Annotated in this window: 17 protein-coding genes; 4 read left to right on the top strand and 13 right to left on the bottom strand. The window is 71.7% G+C overall.

What is annotated here, in order from left to right; genetic code table 11:
- Positions 1 to 103 precede the first annotated feature (103 nt).
- Positions 104 to 1054, bottom strand: a complete 951-nt coding sequence (locus tag ABZ396_RS32850) for a 2-hydroxyacid dehydrogenase (RefSeq protein ID WP_358924612.1) — start codon at positions 1052 to 1054, stop codon at positions 104 to 106.
- 74 nt (positions 1055 to 1128) lie between these two features.
- Between ABZ396_RS32850 and ABZ396_RS32845 the strand changes: the two genes are divergently transcribed.
- Both ABZ396_RS32845 and ABZ396_RS32840 read left to right on the top strand, forming a co-directional pair.
- Positions 1129 to 2127: an aldo/keto reductase gene (locus ABZ396_RS32845; protein ID WP_358924613.1), complete on the top strand. Its 999-nt coding sequence runs from the start codon at positions 1129 to 1131 to the stop codon at positions 2125 to 2127.
- Positions 2128 to 2310: 183 nt separating this feature from the next.
- Positions 2311 to 3501: a PQQ-dependent sugar dehydrogenase gene (locus tag ABZ396_RS32840; protein ID WP_358924615.1), complete on the top strand. Its 1191-nt coding sequence runs from the start codon at positions 2311 to 2313 to the stop codon at positions 3499 to 3501.
- On the opposite strand, the gene ABZ396_RS32835 is transcribed toward ABZ396_RS32840, so the two are convergent.
- From ABZ396_RS32835 to ABZ396_RS32815, 5 genes are all read right to left on the bottom strand, one after another.
- Positions 3489 to 6551, bottom strand: coding sequence for an AAA family ATPase (locus ABZ396_RS32835; RefSeq protein WP_358924617.1), 3063 nt, complete (start codon positions 6549 to 6551; stop codon positions 3489 to 3491). The two genes, ABZ396_RS32840 and ABZ396_RS32835, sit on opposite strands and share 13 nt — an antisense overlap.
- A gap of 218 nt (positions 6552 to 6769) precedes the next feature.
- Positions 6770 to 6961, bottom strand: a complete 192-nt coding sequence (locus ABZ396_RS32830) for a hypothetical protein (protein ID WP_358924619.1) — start codon at positions 6959 to 6961, stop codon at positions 6770 to 6772.
- Positions 6962 to 7157: 196 nt separating this feature from the next.
- Entirely contained in the window at positions 7158 to 7790 is a 633-nt protein-coding gene (locus tag ABZ396_RS32825; RefSeq protein WP_358924621.1) for a hypothetical protein, read from the bottom strand.
- 35 nt (positions 7791 to 7825) lie between these two features.
- Positions 7826 to 8401 (bottom strand): GNAT family protein, encoded by a 576-nt coding sequence (locus ABZ396_RS32820; RefSeq protein ID WP_358924623.1) that lies wholly within the window; start codon positions 8399 to 8401, stop codon positions 7826 to 7828.
- 84 nt (positions 8402 to 8485) lie between these two features.
- Positions 8486 to 8809 (bottom strand): hypothetical protein, encoded by a 324-nt coding sequence (locus tag ABZ396_RS32815; RefSeq protein WP_358924625.1) that lies wholly within the window; start codon positions 8807 to 8809, stop codon positions 8486 to 8488.
- A 186-nt stretch (positions 8810 to 8995) separates the two neighbouring features.
- Here ABZ396_RS32815 and ABZ396_RS32810 point away from each other — a divergent pair, with 186 nt between their 5' ends.
- Positions 8996 to 9793 (top strand): methyltransferase domain-containing protein, encoded by a 798-nt coding sequence (locus tag ABZ396_RS32810; protein ID WP_358924626.1) that lies wholly within the window; start codon positions 8996 to 8998, stop codon positions 9791 to 9793.
- Positions 9794 to 9844: 51 nt separating this feature from the next.
- Here the strand turns inward: ABZ396_RS32810 and gatB are convergent, their stop codons facing one another.
- The 6 genes from gatB to ABZ396_RS32780 all read right to left on the bottom strand — a co-directional run bounded on the left by gatB (position 9845) and on the right by ABZ396_RS32780 (position 14416).
- Positions 9845 to 11359: an Asp-tRNA(Asn)/Glu-tRNA(Gln) amidotransferase subunit GatB gene (gatB, locus tag ABZ396_RS32805; protein WP_358924628.1), complete on the bottom strand. Its 1515-nt coding sequence runs from the start codon at positions 11357 to 11359 to the stop codon at positions 9845 to 9847.
- A gap of 15 nt (positions 11360 to 11374) precedes the next feature.
- Positions 11375 to 11617, bottom strand: a complete 243-nt coding sequence (locus ABZ396_RS32800) for a hypothetical protein (RefSeq protein WP_358924630.1) — start codon at positions 11615 to 11617, stop codon at positions 11375 to 11377.
- Positions 11614 to 13113 carry an Asp-tRNA(Asn)/Glu-tRNA(Gln) amidotransferase subunit GatA gene (gatA, locus tag ABZ396_RS32795; RefSeq protein ID WP_358924632.1) on the bottom strand — a complete coding sequence of 500 codons (1500 nt, stop codon included), beginning with the start codon at positions 13111 to 13113 and terminating at the stop codon, positions 11614 to 11616. The genes ABZ396_RS32800 and gatA overlap by 4 nt, the downstream gene beginning before the upstream one ends.
- A gap of 1 nt (position 13114) precedes the next feature.
- The gene (gene gatC, locus ABZ396_RS32790) at positions 13115 to 13411 is read right to left on the bottom strand and encodes an Asp-tRNA(Asn)/Glu-tRNA(Gln) amidotransferase subunit GatC (protein ID WP_358924634.1); all 297 of its coding nucleotides are present in this window, start codon (positions 13409 to 13411) and stop codon (positions 13115 to 13117) included.
- Positions 13412 to 13522: 111 nt separating this feature from the next.
- A complete protein-coding gene (locus tag ABZ396_RS32785) occupies positions 13523 to 14014 on the bottom strand; it encodes a cupin domain-containing protein (protein ID WP_358924636.1) in 492 nt (163 codons plus the stop codon).
- Between the two features lie 30 nt (positions 14015 to 14044).
- On the bottom strand, positions 14045 to 14416 hold the full coding sequence (locus ABZ396_RS32780; protein WP_358924638.1) for a DUF4267 domain-containing protein: 372 nt from the start codon (positions 14414 to 14416) through the stop codon (positions 14045 to 14047).
- A gap of 95 nt (positions 14417 to 14511) precedes the next feature.
- Here ABZ396_RS32780 and ABZ396_RS32775 point away from each other — a divergent pair, with 95 nt between their 5' ends.
- Positions 14512 to 15090: a TetR/AcrR family transcriptional regulator gene (locus ABZ396_RS32775; RefSeq protein WP_358924640.1), complete on the top strand. Its 579-nt coding sequence runs from the start codon at positions 14512 to 14514 to the stop codon at positions 15088 to 15090.
- Positions 15091 to 15268: 178 nt separating this feature from the next.
- Here ABZ396_RS32775 and ABZ396_RS32770 read toward each other — a convergent pair whose 3' ends face one another.
- Positions 15269 to 17500: a bifunctional diguanylate cyclase/phosphodiesterase gene (locus tag ABZ396_RS32770; RefSeq protein ID WP_358924642.1), complete on the bottom strand. Its 2232-nt coding sequence runs from the start codon at positions 17498 to 17500 to the stop codon at positions 15269 to 15271.
- Positions 17501 to 17609 lie beyond the last annotated feature (109 nt).

The raw sequence follows: 17609 nt of genomic DNA, 5'->3' as shown, positions 1-17609 counted from the left end.
CTTCTCTACGCTCCGTGACGACCAGCGGCTATGCGCGTACGCACCGCGCCCGGAAGGTCGCGGACCGTACCGGAAGCGGATTACACGAGTGTTGCTGAGATGGTCAGTTGTCGGTGGATCCCGTCGTAAGGATCACGTTCCGCAGCGGTTCCCGGTTCACGAAGCGGTTCAACTGCTCGGTGACGACGCGCTTGGCGCGCGGCAGGAAGGCCGAGGTCGGGCCGCCGACGTGGGGGCTGATGAGTACTCCCGGCGCCTGCCACAGGGGATGTCCGGCCGGCAGCGGCTCGGGATCGGTGACGTCCAGGGCGGCGGTGAGGCGGCCGCTCTCCAGCGCTGCGAGGAGCGCCTTGGTGTCCACGACGGGCCCGCGCGCGACGTTCACAAGCAGTGCGCCGTCCTTCATCCGCGCGAGGAACTCCGCGTTGACCAGGCCACGCGTGGTGTCCGTGAGGGGCGTGGAAAGGATGACGACATCGGCTTCCGGAAGCAGCTGCGGCAGTTCGGTGAGCGGATGCACGGGACCGCGCGCCGAGGCGCGCCCGGAGCGCGCGACGCGCGCCACCCGCGCAACCTCGAACGGCGCGAGCCGGTCCTCGATGGCCGAGCCGATGGCGCCGTAGCCGACGATGAGGACGGTCTTGTCGGCGAGGGCGGGGTGGAAGCCGCCCTCCCAGTGCTCCCGCTGCTGGGCGCGCACGAACCCCGGGATACCGCGCAGGGACGCCAGGGTCAGGGCGAGCGCGAGTTCGGCGGTGCTCGCGTCGTGCACCCCCCGCGCGTTGCAGAGCGGCACGCCGGGGACGATGAGGTCGAGGGCCTCGATCATGTCGTCGACACCTGCGGTGAGGGTCTGGATGAGCCGGACGTTCCGCATCCGCTGCAGCGGCCGCACCTTCACGTTCTGCCGCTTCATGTAGGGGACGACATACACGGCACAGTCGGCGGGGTCACCCGGAAACTCCTGGTCGCCGTCCCAGAAGAGGTAATGGAGCCCGTCGGGAAGCCCGGTGAACTCGGTCGGCGGGATGGGGAGCCACACGTCGGAGGTCATGGTCAGGAGGCTATGTCAGACGTGTGTCGGCGAGCGGGTTAGGTTGGGGGCTCAAGAAGGAGGTTCACGGGCTGGTGGAGCGCAGGACGATCGGCGCGGGGGCGCTCGCGGTGGGGGCCGTCGGACTCGGGTGCATGCCGATGAGCTGGGCCTACAGCGGGTCGCGGCAGCGCGGTGACGAATCGGTCAGGGCGGTGCACCGGGCGCTGGACCTGGGCGTGACGCTGCTGGACACGGCGGACATGTACGGCCCGTTCACCAATGAGCTGCTGCTGGGCCGAGTGCTCAAGGAGCGGCGCCCCGAGGCGTTCGTGTCGACCAAGGTGGGCCTGCTGGTGGGCGACCAGCACATCGTGGCTAACGGCCGGCCCGGCTATGTGAGGCGTGCCTGCGACGCGTCCCTGCGACGGCTCCAGACCGACGTCATCGACCTCTACCAGCTGCACCGCGCCGATCCCGAGGTCCCGGTCGAGGAGACCTGGGGCGCGATGGCCGAGCTGGTGCGGGCGGGGAAGGTGCGCGCGCTGGGGCTGTGCGCCGTGGGGGCGCGTGGGGGGCGCAGGTCCGGCGCCCGACTGCATGACGCGACCCTGCGCCAGCTCCGGCGGGTTCAGCAGGTGTTCCCGGTGAGCGCGGTACAGGCGGAGCTGTCGTTGTGGTCGCCGGAGGCGCTGGAGGCGCTGCTGCCGTGGTGCGAGGCGCGCGGGGTGGGTCTCCTGGCGGCGATGCCGCTGGGCAACGGCTTCCTCACCGGCACGCTCACACCGGGCGAGGGCTTCGAACCGGACGATGTGCGGGCGCGGCACCCTCGTTTCACGGCGGAGATGATGGCGGCCAACCAGCCGATCGTGGCGGGGCTTCGGCGTATTGCCCGGCGCCACGGGGAGGAGGTCACCGCCGCTCAGGTGACGCTGGCGTGGGTGCTGGCGCAGGGGCGGCATGTGATTCCGGTGCCCGGGACGAAGCGGTGCCGGTGGGCTGCGGAGAACGCGGGCGCGGTGGACGTACGGCTGACTGCGGAGGATCTGGCGGAGCTGGGCCGGCTGCCTGCTGCGCAGGGGTCGTGGGACTAGGGCCCTGACGATCGGTCGTCGGTTCGGTGCGGCGCCGCTGTGGCTGGGCGCGCGGTTCCCCGCGCCCCTGAAGGGGCGCCGCACGGGACGTATCTTTGGACAGGTCCCGCACCATGATCGCCAGACAGGCACCTGATCGCCGGGCTACGGTCGGGGGAGCCGCTTGACCCTGTCGAAGGGACCATGATCGTGCAACGTCGAGCTGTTCCGGCCGTGTTGGCCGCGGCCGGACTCCTGCTGGCGGCGGGGTGTTCCTCCGGTGGCGGCGGTGGTGGGGATCTGCCCGCGCCGTCCTGGGCCGGGGGGGCGTCGGCCGGTTCCTCCTCGTCGGCCGGTTCCTCCGCGTCCGCCGGGGCGACCGGGTCGGCCGCGCCCGCGAAGGGCTCGGTGAAGGTGCTGCGCACGGTCGCCGAGGGCCTGAAGTCGCCGTGGGGGCTCGGGCCGCTGCCGGACGGGTCCGGGCTGCTCGTCTCCGACCGTGACGACGGGACGATCAGCAGGGTCGACGAGAAGACCGGCAAGAAGACCGAGCTGGGCGCCGTCTCCGGGGTGTCCGCGGCCGGGGAGGGCGGTCTGCTGGGCATAGCCCTCTCCCCCGATTTCGCCTCGGACCACATGATCTACGCGTACTTCACATCGGCCTCCGACAACCGCATCGTGCGCATGCTCTGGGACGAGAGGAAGCCGGCCGGGGAGCAACTGGGCGCCCCCGACACGATCTTCAAGGGCATTCCCAAGGGGTTCATCCACAACGGCGGCCGGATCGCCTTCGGTCCGGACGGCATGCTCTACGCCGGCACCGGCGAGAGCGGGCAGCGGGGCCTCGCCCAGGACAAGGACTCACTCGGCGGCAAGATCCTGCGGCTCACCCCGGAGGGCGAACCGGCCCCCGGCAACCCATTCCCCGGCTCCCCGGTCTACACCTACGGCCACCGCAATGTGCAGGGCCTGGCCTGGGACGACGAACAGCGGCTGTTCGCCTCGGAGTTCGGCCAGAACACCTGGGACGAGCTGAACGCCATCAAGCCCGGCGGCGACTACGGCTGGCCGAACGCGGAGGGCAGGTCCTCCGACCCCAAGTACGTGAATCCGATCGCCCAGTGGCACACCGACGAAGCCTCCCCCAGCGGCATCGCCTATGTCGACGGGGTGATCTGGATGGCCGGCCTCAAGGGCCAGCGCCTGTGGCGTATCCCGTTGAAGGGCACCACCGCGGCCGCCGCGCCCCAGGCCTTCCTCAAGGGTGAGTACGGCCGGCTGCGCACGGTCGTGGCGGCGGGCGGCGACAAGATGTGGCTGGTGACCAGCAACACGGACAGGCGTGGCAAGCCGAAGTCGGGCGACGACCGGATCCTGGAGCTTCAGGTGCGCTGACCGGCCGTGGCGCTGCGGTCGGTGCGGTCGGTGCGGTCGGGCGGAAACATCTCCAGGCGGTGGGCCACAGCCGCCGCCTCTCCCCTCCCCGAGACGCCGAGCTTGCCCAGGATGTTGGACACGTGGACGCTCGCGGTCTTTGGGGAGATGAAGAGCTCCTCGGCTATCTGGCGGTTGGTGCGGCCCGCCGAGACCAGACGCAGGACGTCCCGCTCGCGGCTGGTGAGGCCGAGGCTCTCTACGGGATCCAGGGCCTGGCGGGGGGTGCCGTTGGTGAGGGGGAGCCGGGCCCGCTGGGCGAGCTGGGCGACGGCCTCGGCGAGCGGGCGGGCGCCCAGGTGGCCGGCGACCGCCCCGGCCAGCCGGAGCAGTTCGGTCGCACGGTCGCGTTCGTCGTCGCCGGACGCCTCTTCGAGCAGGGCCTGGGCGAGGCGGCGGCGGACCCGGGCGAGGTCGTAGGGGCGGTCCAGGCGCTCGAAGTCGGTGACCACGTCCGACCAGATCGCGGCGGTGTCGGTGCCCTGGGCGCGGTGCAGTTCGGCGCGGGTCCAGCGTTCGTACGCATGCCAGAGGGGCGCACCGGTGGTGAGCTTGCGGACGGCCTCGGCGAGCAGGTCGAGAACCTGGGCGCGGCCGTCGGCCGCCGCGGGCAGGGCGCGGGCGTCGGCCTCGGCAGCGGCGGCGGCCAGCAGCAGGGGCCAGCCGTAACGCTGAGTGCCGGGCGGGAAGCCGCGTTCCAGGGCGCGCTCCAGCTCGGCACGTGCGTCGAGGAGCCGGCCCTCCGCGGCGGCGACGCCGATGGTGATGCGGGCGATGGGCAGCAGCGCCTGGGGCATCGGGTCGTGGGTGCCGTAGTGCTCGCGGGCGATGGCCAGTTGGCGGGCGGCCTCGGCGGCGTCCCCCCGGCCGAGGGCGATATGGGCGAGGCGCAGGGCGCCGGTGCCCCGGGGCTTGGCGCTGGCCGCGGAGCCGAGGCCGCCCGCCGCGGCTTCGGAGGCCTCGTCCCACTGGCCGAGCGCGTACAGCGAGTCGGAGAGGTTGCCCCAGACCCACACCTCGGAGTCCAGCAGGCCGTGCCGGCGGGCGAAGGTGAGGCCCTCCCGCAGGAGCGGCACCGCCTCGCGGGAACGGCCGACCGAGTCCAGCTCGGAGGGCAGGTTCACATAGGCGCGGCCCGCGACATGTGCCACGCCCTCCTGGAGGGCGGTCTCCTTGACCCGGTGCAGCTCCTCCATCCCGTTCTCGACATCGCCCGCGTCGACCATCAGACAGCCCAGGGTGATGCGCGCGTTGAGTTCGATCTCCCGGGCGCCCACCATCCGCGCGTACTCCACGGCCCGTTCGGCGGCGGCGAAGGCCGCCGGGCCGGGTTCGTGGAGCATGCACCAGTTGGCGACGTTGGCCAGCACGTCGGCGTGCACCTCCGAGGGCGGCAGGCCGCGCACCAGGTCCTGTGCGGTGCCGAGCTCCTGCCAGCCGTCGCCCCGGGCCAGGTCCTGGACCAGCCGGGAGCGCTGCACCCAGAACCAGGCCGCGCGCAGTGGATCCCCTTCGTCCTCGACGATCCGCAGCGCCCTTCTGGTGATCTTCAGGGCGCGTTCGCGCTCCCCGCAGAAGCGGCCCGCGACCGCCGCCTCCGCCATCAGGTCGAGATAGCGCAGCGGCGTGGTCGCCGGATCGCAGCCGCAGGGAGGATAGACGTCGGTGTAGTCGACGGGGCGCAGGGCCGCGCGGATCTCCTCGGGGGCCGGGTCCCACAGTTCCATCGCCCGCTCCAAGAGCCGCAGTTGCTCGCTGTAGGCGTGCCGGCGGCGGGCCACGACGGAGGCGTCGAGGACGGCGGGCAGGGCCTTGGCCGGGTCGTGCGCCTGGTACCAGTAGCTGGCCAGGCGGGTCACGCGTGCGTCGGCCGGCACCAGCCCGGGGTCGGACTCCAGGGCCTCGGCGTAGCGCCGGTTGAGCCGGGAGCGTTCGCCGGGGAGCAGGTCGTCGGCGACGGCCTCGCGGACCAGGGAGTGCCGGAAACGGTAGCCGTCGCCGCTGGGCGTCGCGGCGAGGATGTTGGCGCCGACGGCGGCCCGCAGCGCCTCGATGAGGTCGTCCTCGGCGAGCTGGGCGACGGCGGCGAGGAGCCGGTACTCGACGGTGGAGCCGCCCTCGGCGACGATCCGGGCGACCCGCTGGGCGCTCTCGGGCAGCGCCTCGACCCGCACGAGGAGCAGATCGCGCAGCGAGTCGGTCAGCCCGGTGCGGCAGCCTTCAGTGCTGGCGACCGCGAGTTCCTCGACGAAGAAGGCGTTGCCGTCGGAGCGGGCGAAGATCTCGTCGACCTGGGCGGGGTCGGGTTCGGCGGCGAGGATGCCGGCGATCTGGCGGCCGACCTCCTCCCGGTTGAAGCGGGCGAGTTCGATACGGCGGACGGTGCGCAGCCGGTCGAGTTCGGCGAGCAGCGGGCGCAGCGGGTGGCGGCGGTGGATGTCGTCGGATCGGTAGGTGGCGAGGACGACGAGCCGGCCGGTGCGCAGGGTGCGCAGCAGGTAGGCGAGGAGGTGGCGGGTGGAGGCGTCGGCCCAGTGCAGGTCCTCCAGGGCGACGACCACCGTACGCTCGGCGGCGACCCGTTCCAGCAGCCGCGCGGTGAGTTCGAAGAGGCGGGCCATGCCCTGTTCGTCATGGCGGCTGGAGGAGGCCTCGCCCAGCTCCGGCAGCAGCCGGGCCAGCTCCCCCTCCTGCCCGGCGGCGGCCGCGGCCAGCTCGTCGGGCAGCGCGGCCCGCAGCGCGCGCAGCGCCGTGGAGAAAGGGGCGAACGGCAGTCCGTCGGCGCCGATCTCCACACAGCCGCCGAGCGCGACGACCGCGCCCCGGAGGCAGGCGGCCGTGGCGAACTCCTCGACCAGCCGGGTCTTGCCGACGCCGGCCTCACCGCCGAGCAGCAGCGCCTGCGGCTCGGTGGCCTCGGCGCGGGCCAGCGCCTCGTTCAGGGTCCGCAGCTCATCGCTGCGGCCTACGAACACGGGACTCACGGACCTGGTTTCCACAGGCCAGAGCATCGCATGCGGCTCAGAGCGGACGGCAGCGGTTTTCCACAGCACCGGTACGTTCGTCGTACGACCTGATGGTGTACCACTGGGCTGTGGACGACCTGACGGTGTGTGACCTGACGGTGTGTGACCTGACGGCGGCCGTGCGGGCCGGTGGCCGACCCCCGTACGGCCACCGGCCTCCGTGTCCCCGGCCGCCGGGCGGTCAGCGCCGCCCGGCCCCCCGTTCACGCGGTGCCCGGGAGCCGGCGCCGGCTGCGGCGGCCGGTATGGACCTCCTCCGGCACGGCGGCATGGCGGGCCGCCTCCTCGCGGCGGGCGACGCGGCGGGCGCGGACGGCCTCGCGGGCGAGACGGGCGTCCTCGGCCCGACGGCGTAGTTCGGCGGCACGGATCTCGTGGAGTTCGAACGCGAACATGGCGGTTCCTCTGTGAGAGACGGTGGTTGGGCTTCGCTTCTCGCGATGCCTCCACCTTCGTCTCCCAGGGGGGTGCGCCACATCGGGAGGGTTCCGCATCTTCGGACGGCCGCCGGACTGGGATACGCGTAAGGGGCCTCAGGTCGTCCATAAGGTGCTTACGGACGGCCTAAGGCCCCTTCCGGCCCGGGCTGTCTCAGCCGGTCGACGGCAGTCCGAGGAGCGCGTTGGAGTACTTGAGGATGGCAAGCAGCAGGCCGATGACACCGAGCGAGACCCCCGCCCAGGCCACCGACTTGATCCACGGCGCCTGCGGCTTGCCGGGGGCGCCGAAGGCGGGGCGGACGAGCACCACGACGCCGGTGATCAGCGCGGCCAGCGCGAACAGGCCGGCCCACAGCGCCGTGGTCTGCCATGCGTCGCCGTACACCGCCTTGACCTGCTTGGCGACGCTCGCGGTCGACGAGGTCTGGAGCTGCCCGATGAGGGTCTGGCGGGCGGCGGCCACCGTACCGATCCAGCCACCCGTGAGGGAGACCAGGCCGAGCGCGACGGAGACGACGGCGGCAGCGCCCTGGCCGATCCCGGACGGGCCCTCGGCCTCGTCCTCGGCCGAGTCTCCGGGAAGGTCGGCGTCGCCCTCCGCGTCCTCCGCGTCAAGGTCGGTGTCCGTCTCGTCGGCGGCCTCGGCCCCGGTGGCCGAGGCCTCCGGCTCGGGCTTGGGCTCCGCCGCGTCGTCGGCGCTCTTGTTGACGCTCACCTTCTCCTCGTCGGTCGTGGCCTCGGTGCCCGTCTCGGCACCGGTCTCGTCAGCTGTCTTGGTTCCCATGTCCGGCACCGTACGGATCCTGTCTGAGAGGTCTCTTAATGATCGTTCTGTACGGCACGCGCGCGTGCTTCACGCCAATCCGGGGCGAGGATCGACCACACCTCCAGGTCGTGCCTTAGGCCACCATAGGGGTGCGCCTCACGGCGTACGCCATCGCGGGTCATCCCCAGGCGCCGGGCCACGTTCAGGCTGGGCTCGTTGCCCGAGGCGGCGACCCACTCGACCCGGTGGATGCCGCGCTGCTCGACCGCGAAGTCGATCAGTACCCGCATCGCGCGCGTGACGAGTCCGCGCCCGGTGCCGGCCGGCTCCAGCCAGCAGCCGACCTCGCAGTTGCCGTGCTCGGCGTCGAAGTTCAGGAAGAGCACACCGCCGACGAGCGTGCCCTTCAGCCACAGGCCGTGCAGGGAGCCGGTGCCGACGGCGCGCAGGTCGGCGTACCGCTGGAGCAGCGCCCGCGCGGAGGGCACGTCCGTCTCCTTGGAGCCGAAGGAGATGAACCGTCCGATGAAGTCCCGACCACGCTCCAGGTGGGCCAGGAACTCCTCGGCATGCCAAGGTTCCAGCGGACGCAGTTCGGCGCCGTCGTCACCCAGGGTTATCGCGTACATCGTGCTTCTCCAGTTCCACCACGTCCTCGGCCGGCGCGTCGAGCCTCTCATGGACGGCACGGCGCTCGGGCGAGTCGATGCCGATCAGTCGAACTGGTCTCCGAGAGCCATGACCATGACCCCCAGGATCATCAGTCCAAGGGCTCTGCGGGTACGGCCCCGGGCGCCGAGCGCCCCCGCGGCCACACACACGGCGGAGCCGACGGCATAGGCGGCCGGCACCGGCGCGGGCACGCCGCCGCCCAGTCTCATCAGTGCGGCGGTCAGCCCCATCAGGCTCAGCAGGGCCCCGGTCACGGTGGCGGTCCAGCGGGCCCGACGGGCGCCCTCGTAGGGATCCTCGCCGTCGTCGGCGGCCTCCACCTCGGTCATCTCGGGTTCGGTGTCGGATTCCACGTGTCCGGTCATGGCGGGCGAGCGTAGTACCCGCGCCTGCGGAAATCGGCTGCGAACGACGTCCACAACTGCTGGCTTCCGCTGGTCAGACTTGACCGGCCCCTCGCCGACGACCGAAGCGGGTGCGTTGTTTGACGGTCCGAATGAGCTCCTACGCATCGCCTTCCACTACGAAGACCACAGGGAGCCCGTTCACCCATGTCCGACACCAGGACCGGGGGCGACCGCCTCACTGACCGCCTGACCCACCCCCGTTACCCGCTCAGCAACGCCTACGACCCCCGCTGGGTGGTCGAGAACCAGATGGGCCCGCACGCCCTGTGGCTGCTGGAATGGCTGGCCCCCGCCCTCGGTCTGGACGCCCTGCGCCCCTGCGCGCGCGTGCTCGACCTCGGCTGCGGCCGGGCGATGACGTCGGTCTTCCTGGCCCGCGAGTTCGACGCCCAGGTCACCGCCGCCGACCTCTGGATCAAGGCCGACGACAACGCCCGGCGCATCGCCGACGCCGGGTTCGCCGACCGGGTGCAGCCCGTGCACGTCGAGGCACACGACCTGCCCTTCGCCGAGGGCGGCTTCGACGCGATCGTGAGCGTCGACGCGTACCAGTACTTCGGCACCGACGACCTCTGTCTCCCCACGCTCACCCGCCTGCTGCGGCCCGGCGGCCGGAACGGCGTGGTCGTACCGGCGCTGCGGGAGGAGCCCGAGGGGGTTGAGCCGCCGGAGCACCTCAAGCCGTGGTGGGAGCCCGACTACTGGTGCTTCCACTCGGCCGGCTGGTGGCGCCGGCACTGGACGCGCGGCGGGTCGGTCGAGGTCGAGGCCGCCGACTGGCAGCCGGACGGCTGGCGGGACTGGCTGCTGTGGTGCGAGGTGGTCGCCGAGGAGAGCCCGGAGGAGTTCCATCGCACCATGGCCCGCCAGGTCGCCGAGATGCTGCGCGCCGACGAGGGCCGCGCCCTGGGATTCGTCCGGGTGACCGGCCGCCGCAGATAGGCGTACGGCCCCGGAGGCGCTGCCTCCGGGGCCGTCACCGCGTACTGCTGCTCAGCCCTCGCTGACGCCCAGCTTCTCCAGGATCAGCTCCTTGACGCGGGCCGCGTCGGCCTGGCCGCGGGTCGCCTTCATCACCGCGCCGACCAGGGCGCCGGCCGCGGCCACCTTGCCGCCACGGATCTTGTCGGCGATGCCCGGGTTGCCGGCGATGGCCTCGTCGACCGCCGTACCGAGCGCCGAGTCGTCCGACACGACCTTCAGACCGCGCTTTTCGACGACCTCGTCCGGGGTGCCCTCGCCCGCGAGGACGCCCTCGATGACCTGGCGGGCCAGCTTGTCGTTGAGGTCACCGGAGTTGACCAGCTCGGTGACCCGGGCGACCTGCGCCGGGGTGATCGCGAGCTCGTCCAGCGCCTTGCCCGACTCGTTGGCGCTGCGGGCCAGCTCGCCCATCCACCACTTGCGGGCGGAGGCCGCGTCGGCACCGGCGTCGATGGTGGCGACGATCGGGTCCAGCGCGGCGGCGTTGATGATCGCCTGCATCTCCACCGCCGAGATGCCCCACTCGGCGAGCAGCCGGTTGCGGCGGGCCAGCGGCATCTCCGGCAGCGCGGCGCGGATCTCCTCGACCCACTCACGGGACGGGGCGACCGGCACCAGGTCCGGCTCCGGGAAGTACCGGTAGTCCTCGGCCTCCTCCTTCACCCGGCCGGAGGTCGTGGACCCCGTGTCCTCGTGGAAGTGCCGGGTCTCCTGGATGATCGTGCCGCCACCGCTCAGCACAGCCGCGTGCCGCATGATCTCGAAGCGGGCCGCACGCTCCACGGACCGCAGCGAGTTGACGTTCTTCGTCTCGGAGCGGGTGCCGAACTTGTCGCGGCCGTGCGGGCGCAGCGACAGGTTCACGTCACAGCGCATCTGCCCCATCTCCATGCGGGCTTCAGAGACGCCGAGCGCCCGGATGACCTCGCGCAGCTCACGGACGTACGCCCGCGCGACCTCGGGAGCACGCTCGCCGGCACCCTCGATCGGCTTGGTGACGATCTCGATGAGGGGGATGCCGGCCCGGTTGTAGTCCAGCAGCGAGTGCGAGGCGCCGTGGATACGGCCGGTCGCCCCACCCACGTGGGTGGACTTGCCGGTGTCCTCCTCCATGTGGGCGCGTTCGATCTCCACGCGGAAGGACTCGCCGTCCTCCAGCTGTACGTCGAGGTAGCCGTTGAAAGCGATCGGCTCGTCGTACTGGGAGGTCTGGAAGTTCTTCGGCATGTCCGGATAGAAGTAGTTCTTCCGGGCGAATCGGCACCACTCGGCGATCTCGCAGTTCAGCGCGAGACCGATCTTGATCGCGGACTCGACGCCGGTCGCGTTGACGACCGGGAGCGAGCCGGGCATGCCGAGGCAGGTCGGGCAGGTCTGCGAGTTGGGCTCGGCGCCCAGCTCGGTCGAACAGCCGCAGAACATCTTGGTCCTGGTGCCGAGTTCGACATGGACCTCAAGGCCCATGACGGGGTCGTACGACGCCAGCGCGTCCTCGTACGACACCAGGTCGGTCGTGGTGGTCACGGTGAAACTTCCCTCTCAGCCCAGCAGGACGTCGTCGTCGCCCAGCCGCTTCAGCTCGCGGTAGAGGAGGGCAAGGCCGGTGACGATCGCGACGGCGGACACGGTGGCGTCGATCAGCCGGAGCGTGTCCTGCTCGGCGCGGGCCCTCTTGATCTGCTTGGCGACACCGACCGCGCCGAACACGGTGGTGGCCATGGACAGGTACGTACCGGACTTCGACTTCTTGAAGCCCTTGGCCTTCGACAGTGCGTTGCTCACAGCGACGGTGCCTCCTCAAGCAGCGGGTGCCCCCACCTTTCCACGAAGGCGGCCTCGACAGCGGCTCCGACCTTGTAAAGACGGTCGTCCTTGAGCGCCGGCGCGATGATCTGCAGGCCCACCGGGAGGTTGTCCTCCGGGGCGAGACCGCAGGGCAGCGACATGGCCGCGTTGCCCGCGAGGTTGGTCGGGATGGTGCACAGGTCGGCCAGGTACATCGCCATCGGGTCGTCGGCGCGCTCGCCGATCGCGAAGGCGGTGGTGGGCGTGGTCGGCGAGACGATGACGTCGACCTGCTCGAAGGCCTTCTCGAAGTCGCGCGTGATGAGCGTGCGGACCTTCTGGGCGGAACCGTAGTAGGCGTCGTAGTAACCGCTCGACAGGGCGTAGGTACCGAGCATGATGCGGCGCTTCACCTCGGGGCCGAAGCCCGCCTCACGGGTGAGGGAGGTGACCTCCTCGGCGGAGTGCGTACCGTCGTCGCCGGTCCGCAGGCCGTAGCGCAGGCCGTCGAAGCGGGCGAGGTTGGAGGAGCACTCGGAGGGGGCGATCAGGTAGTACGCGGAGAGCGCCAGGTCGAAGGACGGGCAGTCCAGCTCGACGATCTCGGCGCCCAGCTCCTTGAGGAGGGCGACGGACTCGTCGAAGCGCTGGATGACCCCGGCCTGGTAGCCCTCGCCGCGGAACTGCTTGACCACGCCGACCCGCATGCCCTCGACGCTGCCGTTGCGGGCGGCCTCGACGACCGGCGGGACCGGGGCGTCGATGGAGGTGGAGTCCATCGGGTCGTGACCGGCGATGACCTCGTGGAGGAGGGCCGCGTCCAGGACCGTACGGGCGCAGGGCCCACCCTGGTCGAGGGAGGACGAGAACGCGACCATGCCGTACCGCGAGACCGCGCCGTACGTCGGCTTCACACCGACCGTGCCGGTGACGGCGGCCGGCTGGCGGATGGAGCCGCCGGTGTCGGTGCCGATGGCGAGGGGTGCCTGGAAGGAGGCGAGGGCGGCCGAGGAGCCACCGCCGGAGCCGCCGGGGATCTTGGTGAGGTCCCAGGGGTTGCCGGTGGGCCCGTAGGCGCTGTTCTCCGTGCTCGACCCCATGGCGAACTCGTCCATGTTGGTCTTGCCGAGAATGACCACGTCAGCGGCCTTCAGCCGCTTGGTGAGGGTGGCGTCGTACGGCGGGATCCACCCTTCCAGGATCTTCGAACCGACGGTGGTCGGAACGCCCTCGGTGGTGAAGATGTCCTTGAGCGCGAGCGGAACGCCGGCGAGCGGCCCGAGCTTCTCGCCCCTGGCCTTCTTCTCGTCGACGGCACGCGCCTGGGCGAGGGCCCCCTCGCGGTCGACGTGCAGGAAGGCGTGCACCTTCTCGTCGACGGCCTCGATCCGGGCGAGGTGGGCCTCGGTGACCTCGACGGCCGTGAACTCGCCGGAGGCGATCTTCGCTGCGGTCTCGGCGGCCGTGAGCCTGATGATGGTGCTGTCCGTCATGTCAGTCCTCCCCCAGGATCTGCGGCACCTTGAAACGCTGCTGCTCCTGGGCCGGGGCGCAGGAGAGCGCCTGGGCGGGGGTGAGCGAGGGACGGACCTCGTCCGCGCGCATGACGTTCGTCAGCGGCAGCGGGTGCGAGGTCGGCGGTACGTCTTGGTCGGCGACCTCACTGACGCGGGCGACCGCGCCGATGATGTCGTCCAGCTGTTCCGCGAAGTGGTCGAGTTCTTCGGGCTTCAGCTCCAGACGCGCCAGCCGGGCGAGGTGGGCGACCTCCTCGCGCGTGATGCCAGGCATGCAGCGATCCTCTGGGGTGAGTGTGTGTGGTTTGGAGCCAATCCTATGGGGCCGGGCCGGGTGACCGTTAAACGGTTTCCCCCGGGCCCGAATCCTCGGCGTCTCCACTCCTCAGCGGCGCTTCTCCCACGCCGCGCTGCGCAGGAAGTGGTTGTCGTACCGCTCCTGCACCTCGAGGATGGTCTCCGGGCTGATCTGGCCGACGCGGATGCGCTGGAGATGGCGGAAGTACTCGAAGCGCTCCACGCCCGGTGTGATGACGATCAGGATGTCCGCGGTGCTGCCGGGGACGGCGGCGAAGGCGTGCGGCCGGCCGGCCGGGACGACGACCAGGTCGCCGCGCTCGGCGGTGACGACGTCGTCGCCGGAGAGCAGCTCGGCGGCGCCGTCGAGCAGATAGAACATCTCGGCGGACTTGTGGTGCAGATGCGGCCGGGCGCCGTCGCCGCCCTCGCCAAGGATGACCCGCACGGTGGACAGTGCGCCGCCGGTCGCGCTGCTGTCGGCGAGCAGCTGGACCCGTGTCGGGTCACCGCCGACCACCTCGGCGTCGGTCTCCCGCACGATCACGGACTCGTCGAACTTCGGTACGAACAACGACATTTTCAGACCCCCTTTTGATAGACGTGTCGTTCACACGAGGAACAGCAGCGCCGCGCTGATCAGTACAACGATCGCGGTGGCGAAGTGAATCCCGTACGCGACGGCCTTCGTCCCGCCGTGGCGCAGCACTATCAGCGTGTCGAACAACGGCACGAGTGCCACACAGAGCATGAACCAGGCCTCCGCACGGGCCCCGGCGAAGGCGAGCAGGGCGAGGCCGACGACGCCGAACGTGCCGTCCCTGAGGCCCTTGACCGCGAGGTAGGCGGAGGCATCGCCCTTCGGGTCGGCGGGGACGCCGTAGCCGGCGGCGGAGGGCTCGGGCTGGAGCAGGAACCGGGCGCCGATGAAGAGGATGAACAGGTCGAGTACGACGGCGAGCGTGTAGGCGGTGACGGTCATGACGGCCCCCCTGGGCGATTTTCTAGCAACGCTAGGACTGAGAGCGAAGCTAGCAGAGCGTCGACAGATTGGCTAGCGCCGCTAGAATCCCTGGCATGTCGATTCAGACGCGCCGGGAGCGCGAGCGGGCAGAGCGGGAGCAGCTGATCGTCACGGCCGCGCGGGAACTCGCGGAGGCGGAGGGCTGGGACGCGGTGACGACCCGGCGTCTGGCCGCCGAGATCGAGTACAGCCAGCCGGTCCTCTACAGCCACTTCAAGGGCAAGGACGCGATCATGACGGCGGTGGCCGTCCAGGGCTGCGCGGAAATGGCGACGGAGCTACGCGCGGCGCGCACGGCGGCGCGGGGTACGAGGGAGTCACTGGCGGCGGTCGCGGAGACGTACACATCGTTCGCCCGCCGGCGCCCCGCGCTGTACGACGTGATGTTCACGCACACGGTGAACCTCCCGTTCGCGACCCCGGAGGCCCCGGCGGCCCTGCAGGCCGCGTTCGGCGAACTGCTACACGCGGTCGAGCCGATCGCCGTGGGCGACGACGACCCCGGCCTCCTGACGGAGACGTTCTGGGCGGCCCTGCACGGCCTGGTGACACTGATGCGCAGCGGCCGCCTGCCGGAGCACGCACACCAGACGAGGCTGGCGCTGCTGGTGGGCCACTTCACTACTCCGTAGGCTTCAGCGCGCCCCATAGGGGCGCGGGGCCGTGTCTGATATGCGGCTCCGCCGCGTGGGCGCGAGCAACCAGAGACCCCCCGCAGCCGCCAACGGCGAACGGCCCCTACGGCGCGAAGCCCCCCGGGGGAGACGCCCACTCGTCGGCGGACGGTGAACGGGCGGGGGGGTGGGCGAACTACTCGGCGGCCGGCAGCGCGGCCCGCGGCCGCTGCCACCCCCGCGACCCCCGCGCCCGCAGCCAGGCCGTCGTCTCCTCCGGCGGCATCGCCGCGGCGACCAGCCACCCCTGGACGGCGTCACACCCGAGATCCCGCAGCCGCTCCCACGTCTCGTCGTCCTCCACGCCCTCAGCGACGACCAGCAGCCCCAGCGAATGCGCGAGGTCGACCGTGCAGCGCACGATCTCCGCGTCCTCGTTGTCGATGGCCAGCCGGGCCACGAAGGACCGGTCGATCTTCAGCTCGCTCACCGGCAGCCGCCGTAGGTGCACCAACGACGAATAGCCCGTACCGAAGTCGTCCAGCGACATCTTCACGCCGTGGCCGGTCAGACCCGCCAGGGTGTCGGCGGCCCGCTGCGGGTCCTCAAGGAGCACATGCTCGGTTATCTCCAGTTGGAGCGCCCCCGCCGGGACCCCGTGCCGGGCCAGCCGCGCCGCGACCGAGCCCGCGAAGCCCGGCGTATGGACGTCGCGCGGCGAGACGTTCACCGCGACCGGCACCCGCAGCCCCTGCGCCCGCCACTCGGCGACCTGGCCGAGCGCCGTCTCCAGGACGTACTCCGTCAGATGGGGCATCAGGCCCGACGACTCGGCGATCGCTATGAACTCGTCCGGTGGTACCTTGCCGCGCTCGGGGTGCACCCACCGCACCAGCGCCTCAAGACCGGCCACCTGCCCGTCGAAGCGCACCTTCGGCTGGTAGTGCAACTGCACCTCGTGCGCGTCCAGGGCGCGGCGCAGATCGCCCAGCAGCCCCAGCCGGTCCGGGGTGTTGGAGTCCCGCTTGGACTCGTACACCTCGACGCCCGTACGGTCCCGCTTCGCCTGGTACATCGCCACGTCCGCCCGGCGCAGCAGCCCCTCCGCGTCGAGTGCGTGGTCGGGGAAGACGGCGACGCCCGCGCTGGCCTCCAGCACGAGGGTGAGTCCGTCGAGGTCGAGCGGGGAGGAGAGCGCCGAGACCAGGCCCCGGGCGATCCGGGTCGCGGACGTCGTGGAGTCGGCGACCGGCAGTAACACCGCGAACTCGTCGCCGCCGAGCCGCGCCGCCTCCGCACCGCGCGGCAGCGCGGCCCGCAGCCGGTCGGCTATCTGCAGCAGCAGCCGGTCACCGGCGAGATGACCGAGCGTGTCATTGACCGAACGGAACCGGTCGAGGTCGATCAGCATGAGGGCGGAGCGGGCGCCGATGCGTTCGGCGTCGTCGAGGGCGGTCCAGATCCGCTCCAGCAGCCACTGCCGGTTGGGCAGTCCGGTCAGCGGGTCGCGCAACTGCTCCTCCGCCCGGGCCCGTGCCATCCACAGGGTGGAGTCGAGGGCGACCAGGGGGATGGAGAACAGCGGGAGCAGCAGCGGCTGGGCGACGGCGACCACGCAGATCAGCGGGGCGATGCCGAGGAGTGCGACGGCGACCAGGCCCTGTCGCATCAGGGCGGTGCGGGCTACGGTGGGCACTCCGCCGCCGCGCGGTGCGTGCAGATACCAGAGCAGGGCGCGGGTGACCAGGAGGTAGGCCACCGCGACGAGGACGACCTCGGGGGCGGCGGCGACGCTCCAACTACCGGGGTTCCAGGGCGACTCGACGGTCGGTACCCGCCCGAACACACCGAGCACCAGCGCGCCGGCGCCGATGCCGAGGATGTCCACCGCGCCGTGCAGGACGCCCTGCCGCCAGCGGTGGCGCCTGGCTATGCCGACCAGGACGACGACGGTGAGGCTGACCATGCCGGCGGGCACCCAGCCGTACAGCAGGAGTACGGCGAGGGTGAGGGCGGCGCCGGAGCCGGTGCCGCCCCACCAGCGGGCGCGGCCGAGCAGCACCAGGTGGCCGACGATGATGCCGGTCAGCACGGCCAGCGACCAGCCGACCGTGCCGGACGGGAAGAGGGCGTGGTGGTCGGTGAAGGCGCTGTAGAAGCCGGCGCCGAGGCCGATCGCGGCGGCCGCGACGACTCCGGCGGGCAACGCGGGCCAGGTCAGGTGCCGTTCGTGCTCGTGGCCGGGCAGGTCGGGCCGCGGCTCGATGGCGGCCAGCGGCAGCGGGTCGCGCGCTTCGGACGCGGCGCTCATCACCGGCATACCGACGCGACGGTCACCCCCTGCCGCCCACCGAGTCCCCCGCCACGCGCCCGCCCGGCGGCGCAGCGGCAGCCGCGCGTCCGGGGCGGCGCTCTCGGTCGGTTCCATTCCCGTCCCTCTCACAGCCGGCGGTGCCCACGCCATGCGGTCCGTGCCCTGCAGGAGCACGGGAATGCCCCAACCGCAGCTGGGCACGGCAGGTGCACATCTCAACAGT

Origin of the sequence: Streptomyces sp. NPDC005866, assembly GCF_040629895.1 — a bacterium.
Lineage (GTDB): Bacteria > Actinomycetota > Actinomycetes > Streptomycetales > Streptomycetaceae > Streptomyces.
The sequence above is the reverse complement of the archived record's forward strand: the minus strand, read 5'-3'. Positions and strand labels throughout refer to the sequence as shown.